At 73.6% G+C, this 23,358-nt stretch carries 19 protein-coding genes; 8 read left to right on the top strand and 11 right to left on the bottom strand.

What is annotated here, in order from left to right:
* Position 1: 1 nt before the first annotated feature.
* A complete protein-coding gene (locus ACZ7MY_RS03415; protein WP_499599147.1) occupies positions 2–1,516 on the bottom strand; it encodes a helix-turn-helix domain-containing protein in 1,515 nt (504 codons plus the stop codon).
* A 714-nt stretch (positions 1,517–2,230) separates the two neighbouring features.
* Here ACZ7MY_RS03415 and ACZ7MY_RS03410 point away from each other — a divergent pair.
* Together ACZ7MY_RS03410 and ACZ7MY_RS03405 are read left to right on the top strand one after the other, a co-directional pair.
* Positions 2,231–2,752 carry a universal stress protein gene (locus tag ACZ7MY_RS03410; protein WP_499599145.1) on the top strand — a complete coding sequence of 174 codons (522 nt, stop codon included), beginning with the start codon at positions 2,231–2,233 and terminating at the stop codon, positions 2,750–2,752.
* A gap of 107 nt (positions 2,753–2,859) precedes the next feature.
* The gene (locus ACZ7MY_RS03405) at positions 2,860–3,456 is read left to right on the top strand and encodes an acetate uptake transporter (protein ID WP_499599144.1); all 597 of its coding nucleotides are present in this window, start codon (positions 2,860–2,862) and stop codon (positions 3,454–3,456) included.
* Positions 3,457–3,528: 72 nt separating this feature from the next.
* On the opposite strand, the gene glmS is transcribed toward ACZ7MY_RS03405, so the two are convergent.
* From glmS to ACZ7MY_RS03375, 6 genes are all read right to left on the bottom strand, one after another.
* Complete coding sequence (gene glmS, locus ACZ7MY_RS03400; protein ID WP_499599143.1) at positions 3,529–5,343, bottom strand: glutamine--fructose-6-phosphate transaminase (isomerizing); 1,815 nt, start codon at positions 5,341–5,343, stop codon at positions 3,529–3,531.
* Between the two features lie 43 nt (positions 5,344–5,386).
* Positions 5,387–5,662, bottom strand: a complete 276-nt coding sequence (locus ACZ7MY_RS03395) for a hypothetical protein (RefSeq protein ID WP_499599141.1) — start codon at positions 5,660–5,662, stop codon at positions 5,387–5,389.
* Positions 5,663–5,734: 72 nt separating this feature from the next.
* On the bottom strand, positions 5,735–6,901 hold the full coding sequence (locus tag ACZ7MY_RS03390) for an acyl-CoA dehydrogenase family protein (protein WP_499599139.1): 1,167 nt from the start codon (positions 6,899–6,901) through the stop codon (positions 5,735–5,737).
* Positions 6,902–6,909: 8 nt separating this feature from the next.
* The gene (locus tag ACZ7MY_RS03385) at positions 6,910–7,833 is read right to left on the bottom strand and encodes a hydroxymethylglutaryl-CoA lyase (RefSeq protein WP_499599368.1); all 924 of its coding nucleotides are present in this window, start codon (positions 7,831–7,833) and stop codon (positions 6,910–6,912) included.
* 29 nt (positions 7,834–7,862) lie between these two features.
* Positions 7,863–9,860, bottom strand: coding sequence for an acetyl/propionyl/methylcrotonyl-CoA carboxylase subunit alpha (locus ACZ7MY_RS03380; RefSeq protein ID WP_499599366.1), 1,998 nt, complete (start codon positions 9,858–9,860; stop codon positions 7,863–7,865).
* Between the two features lie 22 nt (positions 9,861–9,882).
* Positions 9,883–11,511 (bottom strand): carboxyl transferase domain-containing protein, encoded by a 1,629-nt coding sequence (locus tag ACZ7MY_RS03375; RefSeq protein ID WP_499599137.1) that lies wholly within the window; start codon positions 11,509–11,511, stop codon positions 9,883–9,885.
* A gap of 140 nt (positions 11,512–11,651) precedes the next feature.
* On the opposite strand from ACZ7MY_RS03375, the gene ACZ7MY_RS03370 reads away from it, so the two are divergent.
* The 3 genes from ACZ7MY_RS03370 to ACZ7MY_RS03360 are packed head-to-tail and all read left to right on the top strand — an operon-like array spanning position 11,652 to position 14,393.
* Positions 11,652–12,275: an SACE_7040 family transcriptional regulator gene (locus ACZ7MY_RS03370; protein WP_499599135.1), complete on the top strand. Its 624-nt coding sequence runs from the start codon at positions 11,652–11,654 to the stop codon at positions 12,273–12,275.
* Positions 12,276–12,313: 38 nt separating this feature from the next.
* Positions 12,314–13,471, top strand: coding sequence for an acyl-CoA dehydrogenase family protein (locus ACZ7MY_RS03365; RefSeq protein WP_499599133.1), 1,158 nt, complete (start codon positions 12,314–12,316; stop codon positions 13,469–13,471).
* A 31-nt stretch (positions 13,472–13,502) separates the two neighbouring features.
* A complete protein-coding gene (locus ACZ7MY_RS03360) occupies positions 13,503–14,393 on the top strand; it encodes an acyl-CoA thioesterase (protein WP_499599131.1) in 891 nt (296 codons plus the stop codon).
* Positions 14,394–14,433: 40 nt separating this feature from the next.
* Here the strand turns inward: ACZ7MY_RS03360 and ACZ7MY_RS03355 are convergent, their stop codons facing one another.
* The 4 genes from ACZ7MY_RS03355 to ACZ7MY_RS03340 all read right to left on the bottom strand — a co-directional run bounded on the left by ACZ7MY_RS03355 (position 14,434) and on the right by ACZ7MY_RS03340 (position 19,031).
* The gene (locus tag ACZ7MY_RS03355; RefSeq protein WP_499599129.1) at positions 14,434–15,609 is read right to left on the bottom strand and encodes a sensor histidine kinase; all 1,176 of its coding nucleotides are present in this window, start codon (positions 15,607–15,609) and stop codon (positions 14,434–14,436) included.
* Entirely contained in the window at positions 15,606–16,268 is a 663-nt protein-coding gene (locus ACZ7MY_RS03350) for a response regulator (protein WP_499599364.1), read from the bottom strand. Before ACZ7MY_RS03350 ends, ACZ7MY_RS03355 begins: the two co-directional genes overlap by 4 nt.
* 353 nt (positions 16,269–16,621) lie before the next feature.
* A complete protein-coding gene (locus ACZ7MY_RS03345; protein ID WP_499599127.1) occupies positions 16,622–17,431 on the bottom strand; it encodes a phosphatase in 810 nt (269 codons plus the stop codon).
* Positions 17,432–17,534: 103 nt separating this feature from the next.
* Positions 17,535–19,031: a PucR family transcriptional regulator gene (locus ACZ7MY_RS03340; protein WP_499599125.1), complete on the bottom strand. Its 1,497-nt coding sequence runs from the start codon at positions 19,029–19,031 to the stop codon at positions 17,535–17,537.
* 175 nt (positions 19,032–19,206) lie between these two features.
* Between ACZ7MY_RS03340 and ACZ7MY_RS03335 the strand changes: the two genes are divergently transcribed.
* From ACZ7MY_RS03335 to ACZ7MY_RS03325, 3 genes are read left to right on the top strand one after another with little or no spacing between them, the layout of a single operon-like run.
* The gene (locus ACZ7MY_RS03335) at positions 19,207–20,679 is read left to right on the top strand and encodes a sodium:solute symporter family protein (RefSeq protein ID WP_499599123.1); all 1,473 of its coding nucleotides are present in this window, start codon (positions 19,207–19,209) and stop codon (positions 20,677–20,679) included.
* A 52-nt stretch (positions 20,680–20,731) separates the two neighbouring features.
* Complete coding sequence (gene speB, locus ACZ7MY_RS03330) at positions 20,732–21,694, top strand: agmatinase (RefSeq protein WP_499599121.1); 963 nt, start codon at positions 20,732–20,734, stop codon at positions 21,692–21,694.
* Positions 21,691–23,298 (top strand): thiamine pyrophosphate-binding protein, encoded by a 1,608-nt coding sequence (locus tag ACZ7MY_RS03325; RefSeq protein WP_499599119.1) that lies wholly within the window; start codon positions 21,691–21,693, stop codon positions 23,296–23,298. Before speB ends, ACZ7MY_RS03325 begins: the two co-directional genes overlap by 4 nt.
* Positions 23,299–23,358: the final 60 nt, after the last annotated feature.

The raw sequence follows: 23,358 nt of genomic DNA, 5'->3' as shown, positions 1-23,358 counted from the left end.
CTCACCCTACGGGGCGATCCCGCGGAGCAGGCATAGTCGCGCTGCGACTGCGCCCGTCACGGCCGTCCCGGTCGCCCCGCGGACGCCGGCTGCCGTGCGGCTCGCGCGGGTCGAAGCGACTGCCGGGCTGCTCCGGGATGCGCGCCGCGTAGGGCGGTTCGCCCTCGGTCTTGGGCGTGCCCGGGCCGGTGCCGGGACCGTTCTGCCCCGGGATCTGCAGCACCCCGCCGTTGCCGCGTTCCGCGGTGGGCACGGGGCTGCGGCGGGGGGCCGGGACCGGGCCGCCGGCCGCTTCGGCCCCGCGCGGTTCACGGGTGGCGCCGAGCGCGGCGGCGTCCGGATCGTCCTGCGGGCGCCGGGCACGGTAGGCGGCCCGGTACGACGCGGGGGAGGAGCCGAGCTGGCGGCGGAAGTGCCCGCGCAGCGCGACGGGCGAGCGGAAACCGCAGCGCGCGGCGACCTCGTCCACGGAGTAGTCGGAGGTCTCCAGCAGCCGCTGGGCCTGCAGGACGCGCTGGGTGATCAGCCACTGCAGGGGCGCGCTGCCGGTCAGGGTGCGGAAACGGCGGTCGAAGGTGCGGCGGCTCATGTAGGCGCGGGCGGCCAGGGTCTCCACGTCGAACTGCTCGTGCAGGTGCTCCAGGGCCCAGGCGACGACCTCGGCGAGCGGATCGCCGCCGATCTCCTCGGGTAAAGAGCGGTCGAGGTGCCGGGGCTGGCCGCCCCAGTCGCCGCGGCGCGGCGGTACGACCAGCCGGCGGGCGAGCGCGTTGGCGGCCTCGCCGCCGTGGTCGCTGCGCACGACGTGCAGGCACAGGTCGATGCCGGCGGCGGTGCCGGCGCTGGTGAGGACGTCGCCGTCGTCGACGAACAGCTCGCGCGGGTCGACGTGGACGGACGGGTAGCGCTTGGCGAGGGTCGGCGCGTACATCCAGTGCGTGGTGGCCGGGCGGCCGTCCAGCAGTCCCGCGGCGGCGAGCACGAAGGCACCGGTGCACAGCCCGATGATGCGGGCGCCCTCCTCGTGGGCGCGGCGCAGCGCGTCCAGCGCCTCGGCGGGCGGCGGCTGCGAGATCGAGCGCCAGGCGGGCACGACGACCGTGCCGGCCCGCGACAGTGCCTCCAGGCCGTACGGGGCGGACAACTCCAGCCCCCCGGTGGTGCGCAGGGGGCCGTCCTCGCCGGCGCAGACCAGCAGCCGGTAGCGCGGAACGCCCGCGTCCTGGCGGTCGATGCCGAACACGGAGAGCGGGATGGAGCTCTCGAAGATGGGCCCGCCGCTGAACAGCAGGACGGCGACCACCTCCTGACGGCGCCGTGCCGACAACTTGCGTGGCCCGCGCCCCTGTTGGGCGGTGGCGGACGGGCCGGACGGAACGGAGGTGCTCACCGGGGCGCCGGACGCTCCCGGGACGTACGGGACGTGCGCCGTACCCGTCGACGCGGACGGTGCGGTGGACGTGCCGGCGGCCGACTGGATCTCCGCCATGGTGCCGGTCCTGGACTCCTGTGTCATGGAGCTCAAGCCCCCCTCGGTCGTCTGGTCCTCTCGGTCCTGCACGGGTCCCCCGCCGTTGTCGCTCAAGATCGAATCTACTCGTTCCGCTGTACCCGCAGTGGCAAGTTCACCACCTGCCGGTATGTCGACATGACCACGTGGCGTGAAGCATTCGATCACGAAGCGTTCTCCTCGTGAAGTGTGCCTTCCGGGAGGGGAACCGGCGCACAACGCCCGTGCGCCCCCTCATTCCGCTTCCGCCCTGGTGGTGGCGGGGGTTGTGGCACATGATCCCAAGTCCCGCCCCAGGATGGGAAGTTGGCCGAAAATGATGGGAAGTCCTGTACGCGCCCCTGGTCAGCGCTCCGTCGTACGCCCCCTGTGTGGCCGGGGAACGAGTGCGCCCCCTCCGCCTCGTGGGGCCGGGAGGACGATTCCGGATATGGCCGGAGGCGGACAGTGGGAGAGGGCCGCGCGCGGGGTGACTTGTCCGATTGGCGACCGGGCGTTGCGCTCCGCCGCCCGCTCCGGCATTCTCCTGGAAACTCCGGGGTAGGGGGACGCTGTGAGGGCGACTGCGCATCTGTGCAGGGGCCCACAGTCGCCGTACTCTGGAGTCAGCGGGAAGGGCAGCCCCTTACCGGTCGAAATCAGGCCGGTCCCGCGGCCCCCGCACTGTTGTTGTCCGCCCACTCGGCGCCCCCGGCGCCGACCTTGCCGAGAAACCGCATCATGGCCGGTTACGAGCTCCCCGAGCCCGCCGAAGGAAAGCCGCTCGCCGAATCGGCGGCGGTGCCCGAGGCGGACTGCGAGCCGCGCACTTCCTGTGATCCCGCGTTCCGGCACGGCGTGGTCGTCGGTTTCGACGGCTCCGTGTCGAGTGAACGGGCCCTCGCGTACGCCATCGGCATGGCCCGCCGGTCCGGTTCCGCGCTGATCATCGTGCACGTCGCCAACCGGCTCCCGGCGACCGTGTGGGCGGGCTGCGAGCCGCCCGTCTTCGTCGACGTCCCCGACCACCGCACCGAGGTGCTGGGCCTGGAACTCGCCTGCGCCGACCACCTGTCGGAGGTGCCGTGGATCCTGGTCGAGCGCGGCGGCGACATCTGCCACGAGCTGGAGGAGGTCGGCCGGGAGTACGAGGCCGACGCCATCGTGGTGGGTGGGACACACGGGATCATCGGCAAGATCTTCGGGTCGGTCGCCGGGCGCCTCGCCCGCCGCGCGCAGCGGCCTGTCGTGGTCATTCCATAACGATTCGGTGCACGACGCCTTGAATCAGGCCTCCACGGGATTGCTTGTGCCCTTGTGAAGGGTATCTCGTCTGCAGTTTCTTCCCTCGTACCCGAAGGGGGCCCGCGGTGGACAACGACGTCTCCACGGCACGCACCGCAGGAGCCGGCGCGACGGCTCTGGGATATCTGACACTCGGCCTGACGCTGATCGCCTACGGGCTGCTCAGCACCGGCGTATTCGACAACACCGCGACGGCGGACGCCGCCCGGCTCGCACTCGTCGTCGGCGGCGTGACGCAATTCGTCGCCGGCATGTGGGAGTTCTACGGCGGCAACGGCTTCACCGGCACCGCCTTCGCCTCACTGGGCGCCTTCTGGGTGACCTGGTCGGCGGGGTCCGGTGCGAGTGCGAGCAAGGAGGCCGCCGGGCTCTTCATGCTCCTGTGGGCGCTGCTGGCGCTCAGCCTGACGATGGCCGCCTGGCAGATGGGCGGGGTGGCGCAGGCGGTCTTCGGGCTGCTGACCGTCGCCACGGCCCTGTCCGGTGTCGCCGCACTCGCATCCAACGGCGGCCTCGGCAAGGTGGCCGGCTGGGTCGCCCTCGCGGCCGGCGCGGTCGCCTGGTACGGCGGGACCGCACTGCTCACCAACGCCGCGTGGGGCCGGCGCGCCCTCGCCGACGGCTGGCGGCTGTCCGTGCCGCGCCGCGGGCACGCGGCCTGACCCTCGGGAACGAGGACGAGGCCCCCGCGCCGGGCAACGGCGCGGGGGCCTCGTCGTGACCGGGGCCGCCGGCTACTCGACCGTCACGGACTTCGCCAGGTTGCGCGGCTTGTCGATGTCGCGGCCCAGGGCCAGCGCCGTGTGGTACGCCAGCAGCTGGAGCGGGATGCCCATGAGGATCGCGTCGAGCTCGTCCTCGTTCTTCGGGACGACGATGGTGTGGTCGGCCTTCTCCTGCTCCTGGTGCGCGACCGCCAGGATCCGTCCGCTGCGGGCCTTGATCTCCTCCATCGCGGCGCGGTTCTTCTCCAGCAGCGAGTCGTCCGGGACGATCGCCACGGTCGGCATCGCGGGCTCGATCAGGGCCAGCGGCCCGTGCTTGAGCTCGGAGGCCGGGTACGCCTCGGCGTGGATGTAGGAGATCTCCTTCAGCTTCAGCGAGGCCTCCAGCGCCACCGGGTAGCCGCGCACCCGGCCGATGAACATCATCGACCTGGCGTCCGCGTACTCGGCCGCCAGCTTCTTGATGTCCTCCTCCTGCGCGAGGATCTCCTGGATCTGCGCGGGCAGCCTGCGCAGGCCCTCGATGATCCGCTTGCCGTCGGCCACCGACAGGTCGCGGATGCGGCCGAGGTGCAGGGCGAGCAGCGCGAAGGCGACGACGGTGTTGGTGAAGCACTTGGTGGAGACGACGCAGACCTCCGGGCCGGCGTGCACGTACACGCCGCCGTCGGTCTCCCGGGCGATGGCGGAGCCCACCACGTTCACCACGCCGAGGACGCGGGCGCCCTTGCGCTTGAGCTCCTGGACCGCCGCCAGCACGTCGTAGGTCTCACCGGACTGCGAGACGGCGATGTAGAGCGTGTCGGGGTCCACGACCGGGTTGCGGTAGCGGAACTCGGAGGCCGGCTCGGAGTCGGCCGGGATGCGGGCCAGGCCCTCGATCAGCGAGGCCCCGATCATTCCGGCGTGGTACGAGGTGCCGCAGCCGAGGATCTTCACACGGCGGATGCCGCGGGCCTCGCGGGCGTCGAGGTTCAGGCCGCCCAGGTGCACGGTGGAGAACTTGTCGTCGATCCGGCCGCGCAGTACACGGTCGACCGCGTCGGGCTGCTCGCAGACCTCCTTGTGCATGTACGTGTCGTGACCGCCCATGTCGTAGGAGGCGGCCTCCCACTCCACGGTCTCCGGGGTGGCGGTGGTGCGGGTGCCCGAGGTCGTGTACGTGCGGAAGTCGTCGGCCTTCAGGGTGGCCATCTCGCCGTCGTCGAGCGTGACGACCTGGCGGGTGTGGGAGATCAGCGCGGCGACGTCGGAGGCGACGAACATCTCCTTCTCGCCGATGCCGAGGACGACCGGCGAGCCGTTGCGGGCCACGACGATCCGGTCGGGGAAGTCGGCGTGCATCACGGCGATGCCGTAGGTGCCCTCGACGACCTTCAGCGCCTCGCGGACCTTCTCCTCCAGGGAGGCGGCCTGGGAGCGGGCGACGAGGTGGGTGATGACCTCGGTGTCGGTCTCGGAGGCGAAGACCACGCCGTCCGCGATCAGCTTGGCGCGCAGTTCGTCGGCGTTGTCGACGATGCCGTTGTGGACGACGGCGACCTTGCCCTCGGTGTCGAGGTGCGGGTGGGCGTTCTCGTCGCTGGGGGCGCCGTGGGTGGCCCAGCGGGTGTGGGCTATGCCGGTGGTGCCGGCGAAGCGCTTGGGGACCCGGGCCTCCAGCTCGCGGACCCGGCCCTTGGCCTTGACGGCCTTGAGCCCGCCGGACCGGCCGGAGATCACGATGCCCGCGGAGTCGTATCCGCGGTACTCCAGCCGCTGCAGGCCCTCCAGCAACAGCGGGGCCACGTCACGCTTCCCGATGTAGCCGACGATTCCACACATGTTTCCGTCCCTCCCGGTCGCACGAGGCGGCCCGGTCTCCCTGTCAGCCGTAGACGATGCGGCGCAGCTGCCGCAATGAGTACGCGGGCGGGGTGACCGCCCGGTGCGGCAGCTCGGCCGTGATCCGCTCGAAGATCTCCGCGTTCTGCAGACCCTTGGCCTGCAGCTCGCGGTGGCGGCGCCGCACGTAGTCCTCGGCGGGCTCGTCGAAGTACGCCAGGACGTCGAGGACCACCCGGGCGGCCTCACCGCGTTGCAGCGGCGTGGTCCGCACCAGGTGGTCGACGAGGTCGTCGTGGGTCGTCCGGCGTTCGAGCACCGGTCGATACTGAGGGACGGAGGAGGCTGATCGCAAGATTTCTGCCCGATATCGGGCAGGGAGGGGGTGGAACTACGCCGGAAGGCCGAGCTCGCGCGCGATCAGCATGCGCTGCACCTCACTGGTGCCCTCACCGATCTCCAGGATCTTGGAGTCCCGCCACATGCGGGCGACCGGGTACTCGTTCATGAAGCCGTAGCCGCCGTGCACCTGGGTGGCCTCGCGGGCGTTGGTGACCGCGATCTCCGAGGAGTAGAGCTTGGCCATCGCCGCCTCCTTCTTGAAGGGCTCGCCGGCCACCAGCCGGGACGCGGCGTCCCGCCAGGCCAGCCGGGCGGTGTGGGCGCGCGTCTCCATGTCGGCGAGCTTGAAGGAGATCGCCTGGTTGCCGCCGATCGGGCGCCCGAAGGCCGTGCGCTCCTTGGCGTAGCGGACCGACTCGTCCACGCAGCCCTGCGCGAGACCGGTGGCCAGCGCGGCGATGGCGATCCGGCCCTCGTCCAGGATGCGCAGGAACTGGGCGTAGCCCCTGCCCCGCTCGCCCAGCAGGTTGGCGGCGGGCACGCGGCAGTCGGAGAAGGACAGCTCCCGGGTGTCGGAGGCGTTCCAGCCGACCTTGCTGTACTTCTTCGACACCGTGAAGCCCGGGGTGCCCGACGGCACGGTGATCGAGGAGATCTCCGGGCGGCCGTCCTCCTTGCGGCCGGTGACCGCCGTCACGGTGACCAGGGCGGTGATGTCGGTGCCCGAGTTGGTGATGAAGCTCTTGGTGCCGTTGATCACCCACTCACCGGTCGCCTCGTCCAGCCGGGCCGTGGTGCGGGTGCCCCCGGCGTCCGATCCGCACTCCGGCTCGGTCAGCCCGAAGGCGCCCAGCTGCTCGCCGGCGGTCAGCTGGGGCAGCCAGGTGCGCTTCTGCTCCTCGGTGCCGAAGCGGAAGACCGGCATGGCGCCCAGCGAGACCCCCGCCTCCAGGGTGATCGCCACGGAGGAGTCCACCCGGGCGAGCTCCTCCAGGGCGATGCACAGGGCGAAGTAGTCGCCGCCCATGCCGCCGTACTCCTCGGGGAAGGGCAGCCCGAACAGGCCCATGCGGCCCATCTCGCGGACGATCTCGTAGGGGAACTCGTCGTGCTCGTAGAACTCGCCGATCTTGGGCGCGACGACGTCGTGCGCGAACTCCTCCACCGTGCGGCGGAGTTCCTCGTACTCGGCGGGGAGCCGGTGGGCGGTCGTCATGGCTGTGGTCACTCCTGGTGGGAGAGGGCGCGGACGGTACGGGACGGGCTCGGTCGGCCCAATTGCTCCGCCATCCACACGCTGGTGGCGGTGAGGCGGCTGAGGTCGACCCCGGTCTCGACACCGAGGCCGTCGAGCATCCAGACCAGGTCCTCGGTGGCGAGGTTCCCGGTGGCGCTCTTGGCGTAGGGGCAGCCCCCGAGGCCGCCTGCGGAGGCGTCGACGACGGTCACGCCGTGCCGGAGCGCGGCCAGGGTGTTGGACAGTGCCTGGCCGTAGGTGTCGTGGAAGTGGACGGCGAGCCGTTCGACGGGCACGTCCAGGCCGCCCAGGGCGTCCAGCAGCGCCACGACGTGACCGGGGGTGGCGACGCCGATGGTGTCGCCGAGGCTGAGCTCGTCGCAGCCCAGGTCGAGGAGCCGGCGGGCCACCGCGGCGACCTGCGGGACGGGCACGGGACCCTCCCAGGGGTCGCCGAAGCACATCGACAGGTAGCCGCGGACCCTCGCCCCGGCCTCCTTGGCGGTGGCGACGACCGGGGCGAACATCTCCAGCGACTCGTCGACGGTGCGGTTGAGGTTGGCCTTGGCGAAGGACTCGGTGGCGCTGCCGAAGACGGCGATCTCGCGCACCCCCAGGGCCAGGGCGCGCTCCAGGCCGCGCCGGTTGGGCACCAGCACGGGCAGCCGGACCCCGTCGCCCAGGTCGTCCAGCAGCGGCATCAGCTGCTCGGCGTCGGCCAGCTGCGGCACCCACTCGGGGCGGACGAAGCTGGTCGCCTCGATGGTGGTGAGCCCGGCGCCGGCCAGGCGGTGCACGAACTCGGCCTTGACCGCGGTGGGCACCGTGGCCTTCTCGTTCTGCAGCCCGTCGCGTGCGCCGACCTCGTGGACGCGCACCCGGGGCGGGAGCCCGGCCAGCGGCACGGACATGGGCAGTCCTGGGGTCCGTTCGACGTCCGTCACTCGGCCTCCTCCTGGTGCGGGGTGACGACGGCGAGCACCTGGTCCATGGCGACGGTGCTGCCCGGGGTCACGTCGATCTCGGTGACGGTGCCGTCGTGGGGGGCGGTGATGACGTGCTCCATCTTCATCGCCTCCACCACGAGCAGGCTCTGGCCCGCGGTGACCTCGTCGCCCTTGGCGACCTTGACCACGGTCACCGTGCCCGGCATGGGCGCGGCCAGGGTGTCCACCCCGCCGGCGCCGGCGCCGCCGCGCAGGGCGGCCTCGACCGGGTCGTACGGCTGAAGGTGCCAGCCGTCGCCGTCCCGGCCGAGCCAGTCGCCGGCGTGCTCGAAGACGTGCGTGACGCCGTCCCACTCGACGGTGACCCGCTGCCCGGAGCCGCGGAGCAGCCGGGCCCGCACCGGCGCGGTGTCCTCGACGCGCACCTCCGCCTCCCCGGCACCGCCGCGGACGCGCACGCGTACGGCCTCGGCCCCGGGCACCCGCAGCCAGTGGTCCGTCCAGGCGGGCTCCCCGCCGAGCCGCCAGCCGCTCGGCACGGAGAACGGGTCCCGCCAGCCGGCGGTCGCCGCGGGCTCCAGGGCGGCGTGGCGCAGCAGCGCGGCCGCCGCGTACACCTCGACGGGCACCTCGGAGGGCACCAGGCCGGAAAGCGCCCGGTCGATCAGGCCGGTGTCCATCTCCCCGGAGACGACGTCGGGATGGGCCAGGAGGCGGCGCAGGAAGCCGGTGTTGGTCTCCAGGCCCAGCACGGTCGTCCCGGCGAGGGCGGCCCGCAGCCGGCGCAGCGCCGTCGGCCGGTCGGGGCCGTGGGCGATGACCTTGGCGAGCATGGGGTCGTAGGACGTGCCGATCTCGCTGCCCGTGCCGAGTCCCGAGTCGACGCGCACGCCCTCGCCCGCGGGCTCGGACAGCGCCAGCACCGTGCCCGCCGACGGCAGGAAGTTGCGCGAGGGCACCTCGGCGCAGATCCGGGCCTCGACGGCGTGCCCGGTCAGGGCGACCTCCTCCTGGCCGAAGGAGAGCCGCTCGCCCGCGGCGATCCGCAGCTGCCACTCCACCAGGTCCAGGCCGGTGACCAGTTCGGTGACCGGGTGCTCGACCTGCAGGCGGGTGTTCATCTCCATGAAGCAGTAGGCGGACGGGTCGGCGCCCGGGACGATGAACTCCACCGTGCCCGCGCCGACGTAGCCGCAGGACAGCGCGGCCTGCACGGCGGCGGCTCCCATGGCGGCCCGGGTCGCCTCGTCCAGCAGGACCGAGGGGGCCTCCTCGATCACCTTCTGGTGGCGGCGCTGCAGGGAGCACTCGCGCTCGCCGAGGTGCACCACGTTGCCGTGGCCGTCGGCCAGCACCTGGATCTCGATGTGCCGGGGACGGTCGATCCACCGCTCCACCAGCAGGGTGTCGTCCCCGAAGGAGCCGCGTGCCTCGCGCCGCGCGGCCGCGATCTCCTCCGCGAGCAGGGCGGTGTCCCGGACCAGGCGCATGCCCTTGCCGCCGCCGCCCGCGGAGGGCTTCAGCAGCACGGGGGTGCCGATCTCCAGGGCGGCGGCCGTCAGCTGCTCGTCGCTGAGCCCGCTCCCGCTGCTGCCCGGCACCACGGGGACGCCGGCCTCGTGGACGGTCTCCTTGGCGCGGATCTTGTCGCCCATGAGCTCGATCGCCCGGGCGGGCGGCCCGATGAAGGCGAGCCCGGCCTCCGCGCAGGCGCCGGCGAAGGCGGCGTTCTCGGCGAGGAAGCCGTAGCCCGGGTGGACGGCCTGGGCGCCGGTGCGGGCGGCCGCCTCCAGCAGGCGCTCGATGGACAGGTAGCTCTCGGTGGCGGCGGCGGGGCCGATGCGCACGGCGGTGTCGGCCTCGCGCACATGACGGGCGCCGGCGTCGGCGTCACTGAAGACGGCGACCGAACGGATCCCGAGCCGCCGCAGGGTGCGGATGACGCGGACCGCGATCTCGCCGCGGTTGGCCACCAGGACGGTGTCGAACATCGCTGACATCTGGGTGCTCCCCCTACATCCGGAAGACGCCGAAGCCCGGCGCCTGCGGATCGCGTTGCGGAATCGGCGCGTTGGCGCAGGCGGTCAGGGCCAGCCCCAGCACCTGGCGGGTCTGCAGGGGGTCGATGACCCCGTCGTCCCACAGCCGGGCCGTCGCGTAGTAGGCGTTGCCCTGCTCCTCGTACTGCGCGCGGATGGGGGACTTGAAGCCCTCCTCTTCCTCCGCCGCCCAGCTGCCGCCGGCCGCCTCGATCTGGTCGCGCTTGACGGTGGCCAGCACGGAGGCGGCCTGCTCGCCGCCCATGACGGAGATCTTGGCGTTGGGCCACATCCACAGGAAGCGCGGCGAATAGGCGCGGCCGCACATCGAGTAGTTGCCCGCGCCGTAGGAGCCGCCGATGACCACGGTCAGCTTGGGCACCCGGGTCGTGGCCACCGCGGTGACCATCTTGGCGCCGTGCTTGGCGATGCCGCCCGCCTCGTACTGGCGGCCCACCATGAAGCCCGAGATGTTCTGCAGGAAGAGCAACGGGATGCCGCGCTGGTCGCACAGCTCGATGAAGTGCGCGCCCTTCTGGGCCGATTCGGAGAACAGGATGCCGTTGTTGGCGACGATGCCCACCGGGTGGCCGTGGATCCGGGCGAAGCCGGTGACCAGCGTCGTGCCGTACTCGGCCTTGAACTCCGCGAAGCGGCTGCCGTCGACGAGCCGGGCGATGACCTCGCGGACGTCGTAGGGGGTGCGCGGGTCGACCGGGACCGCGCCGTAGAGCCCGGCCGGGTCGACGGCGGGCTCCTCGACGGGGGCCACCGTCCACGGCAGTTCGCCGCGGGCCGGCAGGGTCGCCACGATGTTCCGCACGATGCGCAGCGCGTGGGCGTCGTCCTCGGCGAGGTGGTCGGTGACGCCGGAGGTGCGCGAGTGCACCTCGCCGCCGCCGAGCTCCTCCGCCGTGACCACCTCGCCGGTGGCTGCCTTCACCAGCGGCGGGCCGCCCAGGAAGATCGTGCCCTGGCCGCGGACGATCACCGCCTCGTCGCTCATCGCCGGGACGTAGGCGCCGCCCGCCGTGCAGGAGCCGAGGACGGCGGCGATCTGCGGGATGCCGCGCGCGGACAGGGTGGCCTGGTTGAAGAAGATCCGCCCGAAGTGGTCGCGGTCGGGGAAGACCTCGTCCTGCTTCGGGAGGAAGGCGCCGCCGGAGTCCACCAGGTAGACGCACGGCAGCCGGTTGTCCAGGGCGATCTCCTGGGCGCGCAGGTGCTTCTTGACCGTCATCGGGTAGTAGGTGCCGCCCTTGACGGTGGCGTCGTTGGCGACGACCACGACCTCGCGGCCGGAGACCCGGCCGATCCCGGCGACGACGCCGGCGGCCGGGGCCTGGCCCTCGTACATGCCGTCGGCGGCCAGCGGGGCGAGCTCCAGGAAGGGCGATCCCGGGTCGAGCAGCCCGTCCACCCGGTCGCGGGGGAGCAGCTTGCCGCGCGCGGTGTGCCGGGCGCGGGCCTTCTCGCCACCGCCGAGCGCGGCCGCGGCGAGCTTCTCGCGCAGCCGTGCGGACAGCTCGGCGTGCGCCTTCTCGTTGGCGCGGTAGGCCTCGCCCGCCGGATCCGCGGCGCTGGCGAGGACGGGTGCTTCCATGTCACGGGCCCCCGGAGGAGTTAGCGGTCGTTAACGTGTTCCCCACCACGTTAGCGGTCGTTAACACGGCTGTCTAGAATGGTAGGACGATGAGATCGCGGGGGCATCCGCAGACCGGACGCCTCGCGGAAAGGTGCGGTGTGGAGCCCACGAGGACGGCGGCCAAGGCGGCCAGCGGCAGGCGCGACCAGATCCTGAGGGAGGCCGCGCGGCTCTTCGCCGAGCGCGGGTTCCACGGGGTCGGCGTGGACGAGATAGGGGCGGCCGTCGGCATCAGCGGCCCGGGGCTGTACCGGCACTTCGCGGGCAAGGACGCGATGCTCGCCGAACTGCTCGTCGGGATCAGCGGCCGGCTCCACTCGGCGGGCCGCATGCGCGTCGCCGAGGCCGACGGTCCGGCCGCGGCGCTGGACGCCCTGGTCCGCGGGCACATCGACTTCGCGCTGGACGACCGGGCGCTGATCATCCTCCACGACCGCGAGCTGGACCGGCTCCGCGACTCCGACCGCAAACTCGTGCGCCAGCTGCAGCGCCAGTACGTCGAGCAGTGGGTCACCGTCGTCCGCGACGTCCACCCCGGGGCGGCCGAGTCCGAGGTCCGGGCGGCCGTGCACGCCGTCTTCGGCCTCCTGAACTCCACCCCGCACCTCGGCCCCCACGGTGGGCTGCCCGGCCGCGCGGCGACCGCCCTGCTGCTGCACCGGCTGGCCCTGGGCGCCTTCGCCGCTCTGGACAGCGCGCACAACCGGGAAGTAACTTACTGAGCGCTTGCTTATCGCTCGGTGTGCAGAGGAGGCGCCAAGTGCGTCGCACGGTATTCAACGAGGACCACGAGGCCTTCCGGGAGACGATCCGGGACTTCATCGCCAACGAGGTCGTGCCCGTCTACCCCGAGTGGGAGGAGGCGGGGTACCCGCCCCGCGACTTCTACCGGCGCCTGGGCGAGCTGGGCATCTTCGGCATCGAGGTGCCCGAGGAGTACGGCGGCGCCGGCATCACGGGCTGGAAGTTCAGCGCCGTGGTGACCGAGGAGTGCGCCCGCGCCGGCGTCAGCTTCGGCAGCAGCGGCGTGCACACCGGCCTGGTGCTCCCGTACCTCCTCGAGTTCGCCGGCGAGGAGCAGAAGAAGCGCTGGCTGCCGGACTTCATCAGCGGCGACATGATGACCGCCATCGCGATGACCGAGCCCGGCACCGGCTCGGACCTGGCGGGCATGACCACCACCGCGAAGCTCTCCGGGGACGGCACCCACTACGTCCTCAACGGCGCCAAGACCTTCATCACCGGCGGCGTGGTCGCCGACCGCGTGCTGGTCGTCTGCCGCACCTCGCCCGCCACCCCCGAGGACCGCCGCCGCGGGCTGTCGATCCTCGTGGTCGACACCACCAGCGAGGGCTACGCCGTCGGCCGCAAGCTCGAGAAGATCGGCCTGCGCACCTCCGACACCGCGGAGCTGTCCTTCACCGACGTCGAGGTCCCCGTCGAGGACCTGCTCGGCGAGGAGGGCAAAGCCTTCTCCTACCTGGCCCACAACCTGCCGGTCGAGCGGCTCGCGATCGCCGTCGGTTCCTACGCCCAGGCCGACGCCGCCGTCCGCTTCGCCACCCAGTACGTGCGCGACCGCAAGGTCTTCGGCAAGACCGTCGCCGAGTTCCAGAACACCAAGTTCGTGCTCGCCGAGTGCGCCTCCGACGTCGACGCCATGCAGGCCGTCGTCGACCGCGCCCTGGAGGCCCACGAGCACGGCGACTTCACCGCCGCCGACGCCGCGCGCGCCAAGCTCTTCTGCACCGAGACCGCGGCCAAGGTCATCGACCGCTGCCTCCAACTGCACGGCGGCTACGGCTACATGCTGGAGTACCCGATCGCCCGTCTGTACGCGGACAACCGCGTGCACCGCATCTACGGCGGGACCAGCGAGGTCATGAAGTCGATCATCGCCAAGTCGATGGGGCTGTGACCGGACGGTCCGCCGACCCCGAGAGACGCACGTGACCCACCACGCACACCACGCACTGCAGTCCCTGCTCGATCTGCTCGACCTCGAGCGGATCGAGCAGGACATCTTCCGCGGCGCCAGCCGCCCTGCCGTCGTCCCCCGCGTCTTCGGGGGCCAGGTCGCCGCGCAGGCGCTGGTCGCGGCGGGGCGCACCGTCCCGGAGGGACGCGACGCCCACTCCCTGCACGCCTACTTCCTGCGCATGGGGGACCCGGGCGCGCCCATCGTCTACCAGGTCGACCGCATCCGTGACGGCCGCTCCTTCACCACCCGCCGGGTGGTCGCGGTGCAGCACGGGCAGCCGATCTTCCACCTGTCCGCGTCCTTCCAGACGTACGAGGACGGGCTGGAGCACCAGGAACCGATGCCGCCGGCGCCGGACCCCGAGACCCTGCCCACCGGCGAGGAACTGCTCCTCCCGCACCGGGACCGGTTCCCCGACCCCTCGGTCGTGGACCGCCTCCTGGAGGCCCGGGCCGCCGTCGACCTGCGCTACGCCGAGGCCCCGCCGTTCCTAGCCGCGGGCGCCGGGCCGCGTGAACCCCGCTCCCAGGTGTGGTTCCGCACCAACGGCAAGCTCGCCGACGACCCGCTGCTCCACGTCTGCCTCGCCACCTATGTGTCGGACATGACGCTGCTGGACTCCGTGCTGCTGGCCCACGGACGCGGCGGCTGGGCGGTCGGCGACGTGGTGGGCGCCAGCCTGGACCACGCCATGTGGTTCCACCGGCCGTTCCGCGCCGACGAATGGCTGCTCTACGACCAGCAGAGCCCCTCCGCCTCCGGCGGCCGCGGGCTCGGCACCGCGCGCATCTACACCCAGGACGGACGGCTGGCCGTCTCCGTCATCCAGGAGGGCGTCGTCCGCGTCCCGCGGGACTGAGCCAGTTGAGCCACCGCGTCCCAGGCCGCCTGCAGGGCGGTCACCGGTGGGCGTCCAGCGGCAGGGTGGCCCGCACCAGGAAGCCGCCGCCGGGTTCGGGACCCGCGTCAAGGGTGCCGCCCAGCTGGGCGGCGCGCTCGCGCAGCCCGGTCAGGCCGTGGCCCCCCGACGGCAGCGCCGGGCCCGGGGCGCCGTCGCCGCACGGGGCGTTGCGCACCGCGACGTACAGCGCGTCGGCGGCGAGGCGCACCGTCACCTCGGTCCGTGCGCCCGGGGCGTGCTTGCGCACGTTGGTCAGCGCCTCCTGCACCGTGCGGTAGGCGGCGTGCTGCACCGGCGGCGGGCACCCGGTCCGGCCGGGGGCGGGCAGGTCGCCGCGGACCTCGGGACCGGCCGCGGCGAGCAGCGTGGGCAGCTCGGCCAGCCCCGGTCCGGCGTCCTCGCCACCCGCCGGCATCCGCAGCAGCCCCACCATGTGCCGCAGTTCGTCCAGTGCGTCGCGGCTGAGCTGCCGCACGGTGCCGGCCGCGGCCCGTGCCTCGTCGCCCTCGGCGGTCGCCTCCAGCGCGCCCGACTGCACGGCGATCAGGCTGATGTGGTGGGCCACGGTGTCGTGCATCTCCCGTGCGAGCCGGGTGCGTTCGCGGACCACCGCCCGCTCCGCGGCCAGCCGCCGCTCCCGCTCGCGGCTCTCGGCCAGCTCGGCGAGCCGCGCCGCCAGCTCCCGGCGTGACGCGGCGAGCAGCCCCAGCGCGGTCGGGGCCACGGCCAGCAGCGCCGACAGCAGCACGGCGAGCACGGTCGCCGCGGGGGCCCAGTCGACCTCCCCGATCCACGGCCAGGGGAAGAACGACACAAAGGCGACGGCTGCCGCGCCGCCGCACGTCACCACCATCGACGGCGGAATCCGCCTCCGGCCCGGAAGCGGCGGCCCTCGCCGCAGCAGCCGCCGGGCGCGCGCCACGGCCAGGGCGCCGCCGTCGGCGGCGATGGTGTACAGCGCGGCCATGGGGGCCAGCCACACGTAGCCCAGCGACAGGGCGGGCAGGGTGGCCAGCAGCACCGTCAGCGGCAGCCGGCGGCGCAGCGCGAGGGCGCCGGCCGCCGCATAAGCCGCCGTCAGCGCGAGCGGACCGCCCAGGGAGCGGGTTGCCCAGGCCTCGGCCGCGGCGACGGCGACCAGGCACCCGTCGACGGCAGCCCGGGGGAGCCTCACGCGGCGCTCCCCGGCGAGAGCCCGGCCCGGTGCGCGGTGATCGCCAGCGACACCCGGTTCGGGGCGTCGAGCTTGCGCAGCAGCGCCCGTACGTGGTCCTTCACCGTCGCCACGGTGATGTGCAGCCGCTCGGCGATCTCCAGGTTCGACAGGCCCCCGGCGACCAGCAGCAGCACCTCCCGCTCCCGCGCGGTCAGCCGCTCCAGGGCCGCCCCGGCGGAATCCGTCGCCCTGGCATCGGCCGTGCCCAGGTAGCCGTCGACCACGGCGCGGCTGACGGTGGGCGTGAAGACCGTCCCGCCGGAGGCGAGCACGCGGACGGCGTCGATGAGCGTGGCGACCGCCGTGTCCTTGAGCAGGAAGCCGGTCGCGCCCGCGCGCATGGCGGCCGTGATGTGGGCGCTGGTGTCGAATCCGGTGAGCATCGCGACGGCCGGCGGATCGGGCAGCGCCCGTACGGCGCGCAGCACGGTCAGGCCGTCGGGATCGGGCATCACCGTGTCCAGCAGCACCAGGTCGGGCGCGTGCCCGCGGACGGCGGCCAGTGCCGTGCGGCTGTCGCAGTCGGCGACCACCCTGATGTCCCCCGCGGACTCCAGGATTCGCCGCAGGGCGGTCCTCACCAGCGTCTCGTCGTCGACGACCACGACCCGTATCACGCTCAAGCGCCTCTCTCCGGACGGCCTTCCACTCCACCCGAGGGTGGACCGCGATGTCCGTCCCGGGGCTGATCCTCCGGCGGCGCGGGACCGGCAGAATCGACGGCGATCGTAACGAGCGCACCGCCTGGCCGCATGTCCGGGCGGCCGTGCCGGACGGTCGACGGGGGAAAGCGGGGCCGGCGGGGGAACGACCGCGGCCCACGGGGAACGGGGGTTCCCATGTCGTGGACCAAGGGCGGGGCAGGGGCCCCGGCCTGACGGCATCGGGCCCCGGGCCGCCATGGGGACGGCGGCCCGGGGCCCGTCGGGAGACAGCGGGCCACGCCTCCCAGGGGGGCGTGGCCGGTCTGTCACGCGGGGCCGGTCAGGCCCGCGGCGTCCAGCAGGTAGGCGGTCATCGGGTCGTAGTGGCGCGGGTCGGTGACGTGGTCGTCGAGCGGCACGGTCACCGCGACGGTGCCCTCCGCCTCCGCGAGGAAGAGCGCCGGGTCGTTGCAGTCGGCGAAGCCGATCGCGTCGATGCCGCGCTGCCCGGCGCACCCCGCCCAGCCGTGGTCGGCGACGACCAGGTCGGGCATCGGCCGGCCCTGCGCGGCCAGCGCGTCCAGGACCGCGGCCATCGGGTTCGGGGAGTGCGTGTGCCACAGCGTCGCGCCGCGCTCCAGCATGGCCACGTCGCAGAACTGGAAGACGCCGCCCTCGTCGGTGGACAGCCCGCCCGGGATCGCGACGACCTCGGCCCCGGCGGCCCGTACGGCCGCGGCCACGGTGCGGTGGACGTCCAGCAGACCTCCGGGGTGGCCGGTGGCGAACAGCACCCGCTGCCCGCCCTCCACGGCCTTGCAGAGCATCCGGGCGGCGCGGTCCAGGGCGCTGATCGTCAGCTCCGGGTCGATGGTGTCCTGCCCCCGGACGTGGCCGGGGTCGGCCACGACGCCGCAGCGCTCGGCCATGACCGCCAGCACCGCCTCCTCGTCCGTCCAGCGGTCGCCGAACTCCAGGCCGAACCAGTAGTGGCGGTCGCCCTCGGCGAGTCTGCGGTAGTGCGAGCGGTTGTTCTCGCGGGGAGTGGCGACGTCGCCCGCGATGCGCGTGCGGACGAGGTGGTCGGCGAGGGCCTTGCGGGACGGCACGGTGACATGGGGCAGCATGACCCCCATTGTCGCCTGCTGTCGGACGTGCGTGCGGGCGGCGGCCGATCGACGCCGGTCCGTTACCTCCTGCCGGGGCGTCAGGAAGCCCGCCGCGGCGGGCCGCACGGGTTCACAGCCAGCGCAGCGCGAACCACAGCTCCATGCGTACGTCCGGGTCGTCCAGGTCCGCCTCCAGCAGGGTAGCGGCCCGCCCGACGCGCTGGCGCACGGTGTTGCGGTGCACCTCCAGGGCCACGGCCGTGCGGTCCCAGCTGCCGTGCAGGCCGATCCAGGTGCGCAGGGTCTCCACGAGGGCGGGCGAGCCCGCCAGCGGCGCCAGCAGCTCCCGCGCCCGGCCCCGGGCGTCGTCCGGAGTGACCAGCCCGGTCATGCCGGGACCGGCCCCGCGGTGGACCACCAGCGGCACACGGGTGGCGATCGCCCGGCGCAGCGCCTCCGCGGCCTGGCCGTCGCCGGTGACGAGGGCGGCCACCGTCACCGGGCCGCTCACCCCCAGGGTCCACCCCGGCTGGGCGGTCACCTCGCGGCCGGCCGGCAGCAGCAGGCGTACGACCGCGTCGCCCGGCTCGACCAGGGCGGTGCCCAGTGCCGTACCGAGGGCGGCGGCCGGCAGCGGCCCGGCCGGGCCGGCGCGTCTGCGGGCGTGCACGACCGCCCACCGGGACTCCGGTCCCAGCAGCGGGGCCGCGTCCTCGGGGGCCGCGCCCAGCAGCAGCCGCACCAGGGCCGCGGACCGGCCCGCCTCCGCGCTGCCCAGGTGCGGCCCGGTGAGCAGGGAGAGCAGCACGGCGGCCACGTTGGCGACCGCGTGGTCGCCCGGGTCGGGGCGGCCCGTCGCCAGGACGAGCGCCGGCCGCTCGTTCGGGGGGCCGCCGGCGAGGGCGTACGCCGACAGGCGCGTCCCGGCGTGGGTGTCGGTCGCCGACGATGGTGCGTGGGCGTCCGGCGCCGGGCGGACCACCCCGGCGAGCCGGACCGCCGCCGTACGCGCCCGCGGGTCGGGGGCGGTGCCCGCCGCGAACACCTCCGTGCCGTCCGGGGCGATCAGCGCGGCCCACGCGCCCAGACGGCCGGCGAGCCTGCGCAGCACCGAGGGGACGGGATCCGGGCGCGCGGCGGCGGCGGCGAGGGCCTGCTGCGCCTCGGTGACGTGCCGCAGCTCGCGGACCCTGGCCTCGCCCATGGCCTGCCAGACCGCCCGCGCGACGGCGGTGAACGGCGTCTGCGGGGGCACCTCCACGAGCGGCAGGCCGTGGCGGTCGCAGGCGGCGAGCAGCGCGGGCGGGGTCGCGTCGTGCACCGGGGCGAGGCCGAAGCCGAGCGCCGCCGCCCCCGCCTGGACCGTGCGGGCCACGTAGCGGTCCAGGTACGCCTCGGCGCCCTTCGCCGAGGCGAAGTGCACCCCCGCGGTGAGCAGCAGTTCCCCGCCGAGGAGGTACGGGACGGGGTCCTCCATCTCGCTGGTGTGGACCCACAGGACGCGGACGTCGCTCCCGGCCGCGGACGGTCCCGCGACCTGGCGCAGGCCGAGGTCGGGCAGGGCCAGCAGGGAGGCGAGCGGGATCGGCGGGGTGGGCGGCGCCAGGTCCTGACGCGGGGGAGCCATGTGCGTTTCCTCCATGCGGACCGGTCGGGATGGAGGAAACGTACACTTCAGCGCCTCTCCCCGGCCACCTATCGTCACCGCAGAGGAAGCCCGCGGTTCCACCCGCGGCTCCGCCCGTGGTTCCGTCCGCGGCTTTGTCCGCGGCTTTGTCCGCGCCAACGATGGAGGAGGGCCCATGGCCGTCGACTACGCCGTGATCATCGGTTACCTGGCCGGCATGCTCGCCGTGGGCTGGTGGGGCATGCGCCGCGCCAGGTCCAAGAGCGACTTCCTGGTGGCCGGCCGCCGGCTGGGCCCGTCGATGTACTCCGGCACCATGGCGGCGATCGTCCTCGGCGGTGCCTCCACCATCGGCGGCGTCGGCCTCGGCTACCGGTACGGGCTGTCCGGCGCGTGGATGGTCTTCACGATCGGCCTCGGCCTGCTGGCGCTGAGCGTCTTCTTCTCGGCGCGCATCGCCCGCCTGAGGGTCTACACCGTCTCCGAGATGCTCGACCTGCGCTACGGCGGCTCGGCCGGGGTCATCTCCGGCGTCGTCATGTGGGCCTACACGCTGATGCTCGCGGTGACCTCGACCATCGCCTACGCGACGATCTTCGACGTCCTGTTCGGCCTGGACCGCACCCTGGCGATCGTCCTGGGCGGCGCGGTCGTGGTGGCGTACTCGACGCTGGGCGGCATGTGGTCGATCACGCTCACCGACATGGTGCAGTTCGTGGTCAAGACCCTCGGCGTGCTGGTCCTGCTGCTGCCGATCGCGGTGGTCAAGGCGGGCGGCTTCGCGGAGATGAAGGCGCAGCTGCCGACCGAGTACTTCGCGCCCCTGGGCATCGGCGGGCAGACGATCTTCACCTATGTGCTGATCTACACCTTCGGCATGCTCATCGGCCAGGACATCTGGCAGCGGGTGTTCACCGCCCGCAGCGACAGGGTCGCCAAGCTCGGCGGCACCGTCGCCGGCGTCTACTGCCTGGTGTACGCGATCGCCGGCGCCGTCATCGGCACCGCCGCGAAGGTGCTGTACCCGAACCTGGCGGCGGCCGACGACGCCTTCGCCACCATCGTCAAGGACGCGCTGCCGGTGGGTGTGCGCGGCCTGGTGCTGGCCGCGGCGCTCTCCGCGGTGATGTCGACCTCCTCCGGCGCGCTCATCGCCTGCGCCACGGTGGCCAACAACGACATCTGGTCGCGGCTGCGCGGCGCCGTCGCCCGCGGGAGGGACGGTCGGGAGGACGCCCACGACGAGGTCTCGGGCAACCGCGTCTTCATCCTGGTCATGGGTGTGGTCGTCATCGTCACCGCCATCGCGCTGAACAACGTCGTCGAGGCGCTGACCGTGGCCTACAACCTGCTCGTCGGCGGGCTGCTGGTGCCGATCCTCGGCGGTCTGCTGTGGCGGCGCGGCACCGCGCAGGGCGCCCTCGCCTCGGTGGCCGTCGGCGGACTGGCCGTCGTGGGCCTGATGGCCTGGAAGGGCATCCTCGCCAACGAGCCCGTCTACTACGGCCTGCTGGCCTCCCTCGTCGCCTATGTCGCGGTGAGCCTCGCCACCGAGCCGACCGACGCCGCCGTCCTGGCGGCCTGGCGGGAGCGGCTGGCCGGACGGGGCCCCGTCCCGGCCGCCGAGGGGACCGTTCCGGTCGGATAAAGTCACAAAGCGAGCAGAGCGCAACGAAGCGCATGAAAGAAGGCAGTTACCCATGAGCAGCACCGAACCGCGCGGCCCCATCGACTCCTCCCGTACCCCGCGGTACGCCGGTCCCGCCACGTTCGCGCGGCTCCCGCGCCTGGACGAGGTCGGCAGCACCGACGTCGCCGTGGTCGGCGTGCCCTTCGACGCGGGCGTCTCCTACCGTCCGGGCGCGCGCTTCGGCGGCAACGCGATCCGCGAGGCCTCCCGTCTGCTGCGCCCGTACAACCCGGCGCAGGACGCCTCACCCTTCGCCCTCGCCCAGGTCGCGGACGCCGGTGACATCGCCGCCAACCCGTTCGACATCAACGAGGCGGTCGAGACGATCCAGGCCGCCGCCGACGACCTGCTCGACACCGGCGCCCGCCTGATGACCCTCGGCGGCGACCACACCATCTCGCTGCCCCTGCTGCGCGCCATGGCGCGCAAGCACGGCCCGGTCGCCCTGCTCCACTTCGACGCCCACCTCGACACCTGGGACACCTACTTCGGGGCCGAGTTCACGCACGGCACGCCCTTCCGCCGGGCCGTCGAGGAGGGCGTCCTCGACACCTCCGCGCTCTCCCACGTCGGCACCCGCGGCCCGCTGTACGGCAAGCAGGACCTCACCGACGACGAGAAGATGGGCTTCGGCATCGTCACCTCCGCCGACGTCTACCGGCGCGGCGCGGACGAGGTCGCCCAGCAGCTGCGCGAGCGCATCGGCGACCGCCCGCTGTACGTCTCGATCGACATCGACGTCCTCGACCCGGCCCACGCGCCCGGCACCGGCACCCCCGAGGCCGGCGGCATCACCTCCCGCGAGCTGCTGGAGATCCTGCGCGGCCTGGCCTCCTGCAACCTGGTCTCCGCCGACGTCGTCGAGGTGGCCCCGGCCTACGACCACGCCGAGATCACCAGCGTCGCGGCCTCCCACACCGCGTACGAGCTGACCACGATCATGACCCGGCAGATCGCGGCGGACCGCGCATGACCGAGCGCAGCGGCGGCGACCTGGTCGTCGAGTCCCTGGCGGCGCTCGGCGCGACGACCGTCTTCGGGCTGCCCGGGCAGCACGCCCTCGGCGCCTTCGACGCCCTGCGGCGCTCCAAGCTGGAGTACGTGGGCCTGCGCGTGGAGAACAACGCGGGCTTCGCCGCGGACGCGTACGCCCGGGTCACCGGCGGCGCCGCTCCGCTGCTGGTCTCCACCGGCCCCGGCGCGCTGATGACGCTGGCCGCGCTCCAGGAGTCGGCCGCCGCATCGGTGCCGGTCGTCGCCGTCGGCAGCCAGGTGCCGGTCGCCGGTCTCGGCGGCGGCCGCCACGGCTACCTGCACGAACTCGTCGACCAGAAGGCGTCGTTCCGCGACGTCGTCAAGTCGGTGCACACCGTCCGCACCGCCTCGCAGATCCCCTCGGCCCTGGCCGCCGCCTGGGAGTCCGCCCTGACCGCGCCTTGCGGGCCGGTCTGGGTGGAGATCCCGCAGGACGTGCTGCTCGCCCCCGTCAGCGTGCCGCCCGTCGGGGAGCTGCCGGCCGAGCCCCGCCCGCTGCACCCGCGCGCCGAGCTGATCGCCGAGGCGGCCGCGCAGCTCTCCCGCGCCGAGCGGCCGGTCGTGCTGGCCGGCGGCGGTGTGGTGCGCTCGGGGGCCGAGGCCGAACTGCGCGCCCTCGCCGAGCGGCTCGACGCCCCGGTGGCCTGCACCTTCGGCGGCAAGGGGGCCTTCCCCTGGGAGCACCCGCTGTCGCTGCGGAGCTGGCTGGAGGACCGCCACACCACCGATTTCCTTGAGGAGGCCGACGTCCTGCTGGTGGTCGGCTCCGGGCTGGGCGAGCTGTCCTCGAACTACCACACCTTCCGCCCGCGCGGCCGGGTGATCCAGGTCGAGGCCGACCTCGGCAAGCTGGAGTCCAACCACCCGGCGCTGGGCATCCACGCCGACGCCCGGCTCGCCCTCGGCCGGCTCGCCGAGGCCGTCGACGAGCGCCGCGACGCAACGGCCCCCGAGGCGGTGGCGGCCCTGCTGGCGCGGGTCGGGGAGCGGATCGACGGCCAGGACCTCGGCCTGGAGCGGAGCGTCCTCGCCGCGGTACGCGACGCCCTCCCGGAGGACGCCCCCAGCTTCTGGGACATGACGATCCTCGCCTACTGGGCCTGGTCCGCCTGGCCCGGCCCGATGCACTCCGCCCAGGGTGCCGGCGGCCTCGGCTACGGCTTCCCCGCCGCCCTCGGCGCGGCCGCCGCCGACCGCTCCCGCCCTGTGCTGGCCGTCTCCGGCGACGGCGGGGCGATGTACTCGATCGCCGAGCTCGCCACCGCCCGGCAGTACGGGTTGCCGGTCACCTGGCTGATCGTCGACGACGGCGGCTACGGCATCCTGCGCGAGTACATGACGGAGGCCTTCGGCGAGGCCACCGGCACCGAGCTGGCCCGGCCCGACTTCGTCGCCCTCGCCGCCTCCTTCGGCGTGCCGGCGGTCCTGACCCGTCCCGAGCGGCTGCGGGACGACCTCGCGGCCGCCCTCGCGGCGCCCGGCCCGTCCGTGGTCGTGCTCCCCGCGCGCCTGCGGATGTTCGCGCCGACCCACCTGGGGTGACCGGGCGGCCGTGAGCCCGGCCCGGGCAAGAGGGGATACGTTTCCGCGGGCCGACGGCCC

This window comes from Streptomyces sp. NPDC111520 (assembly GCF_055635295.1).
This window is presented reverse-complemented; position numbering and strand designations above follow the sequence as displayed.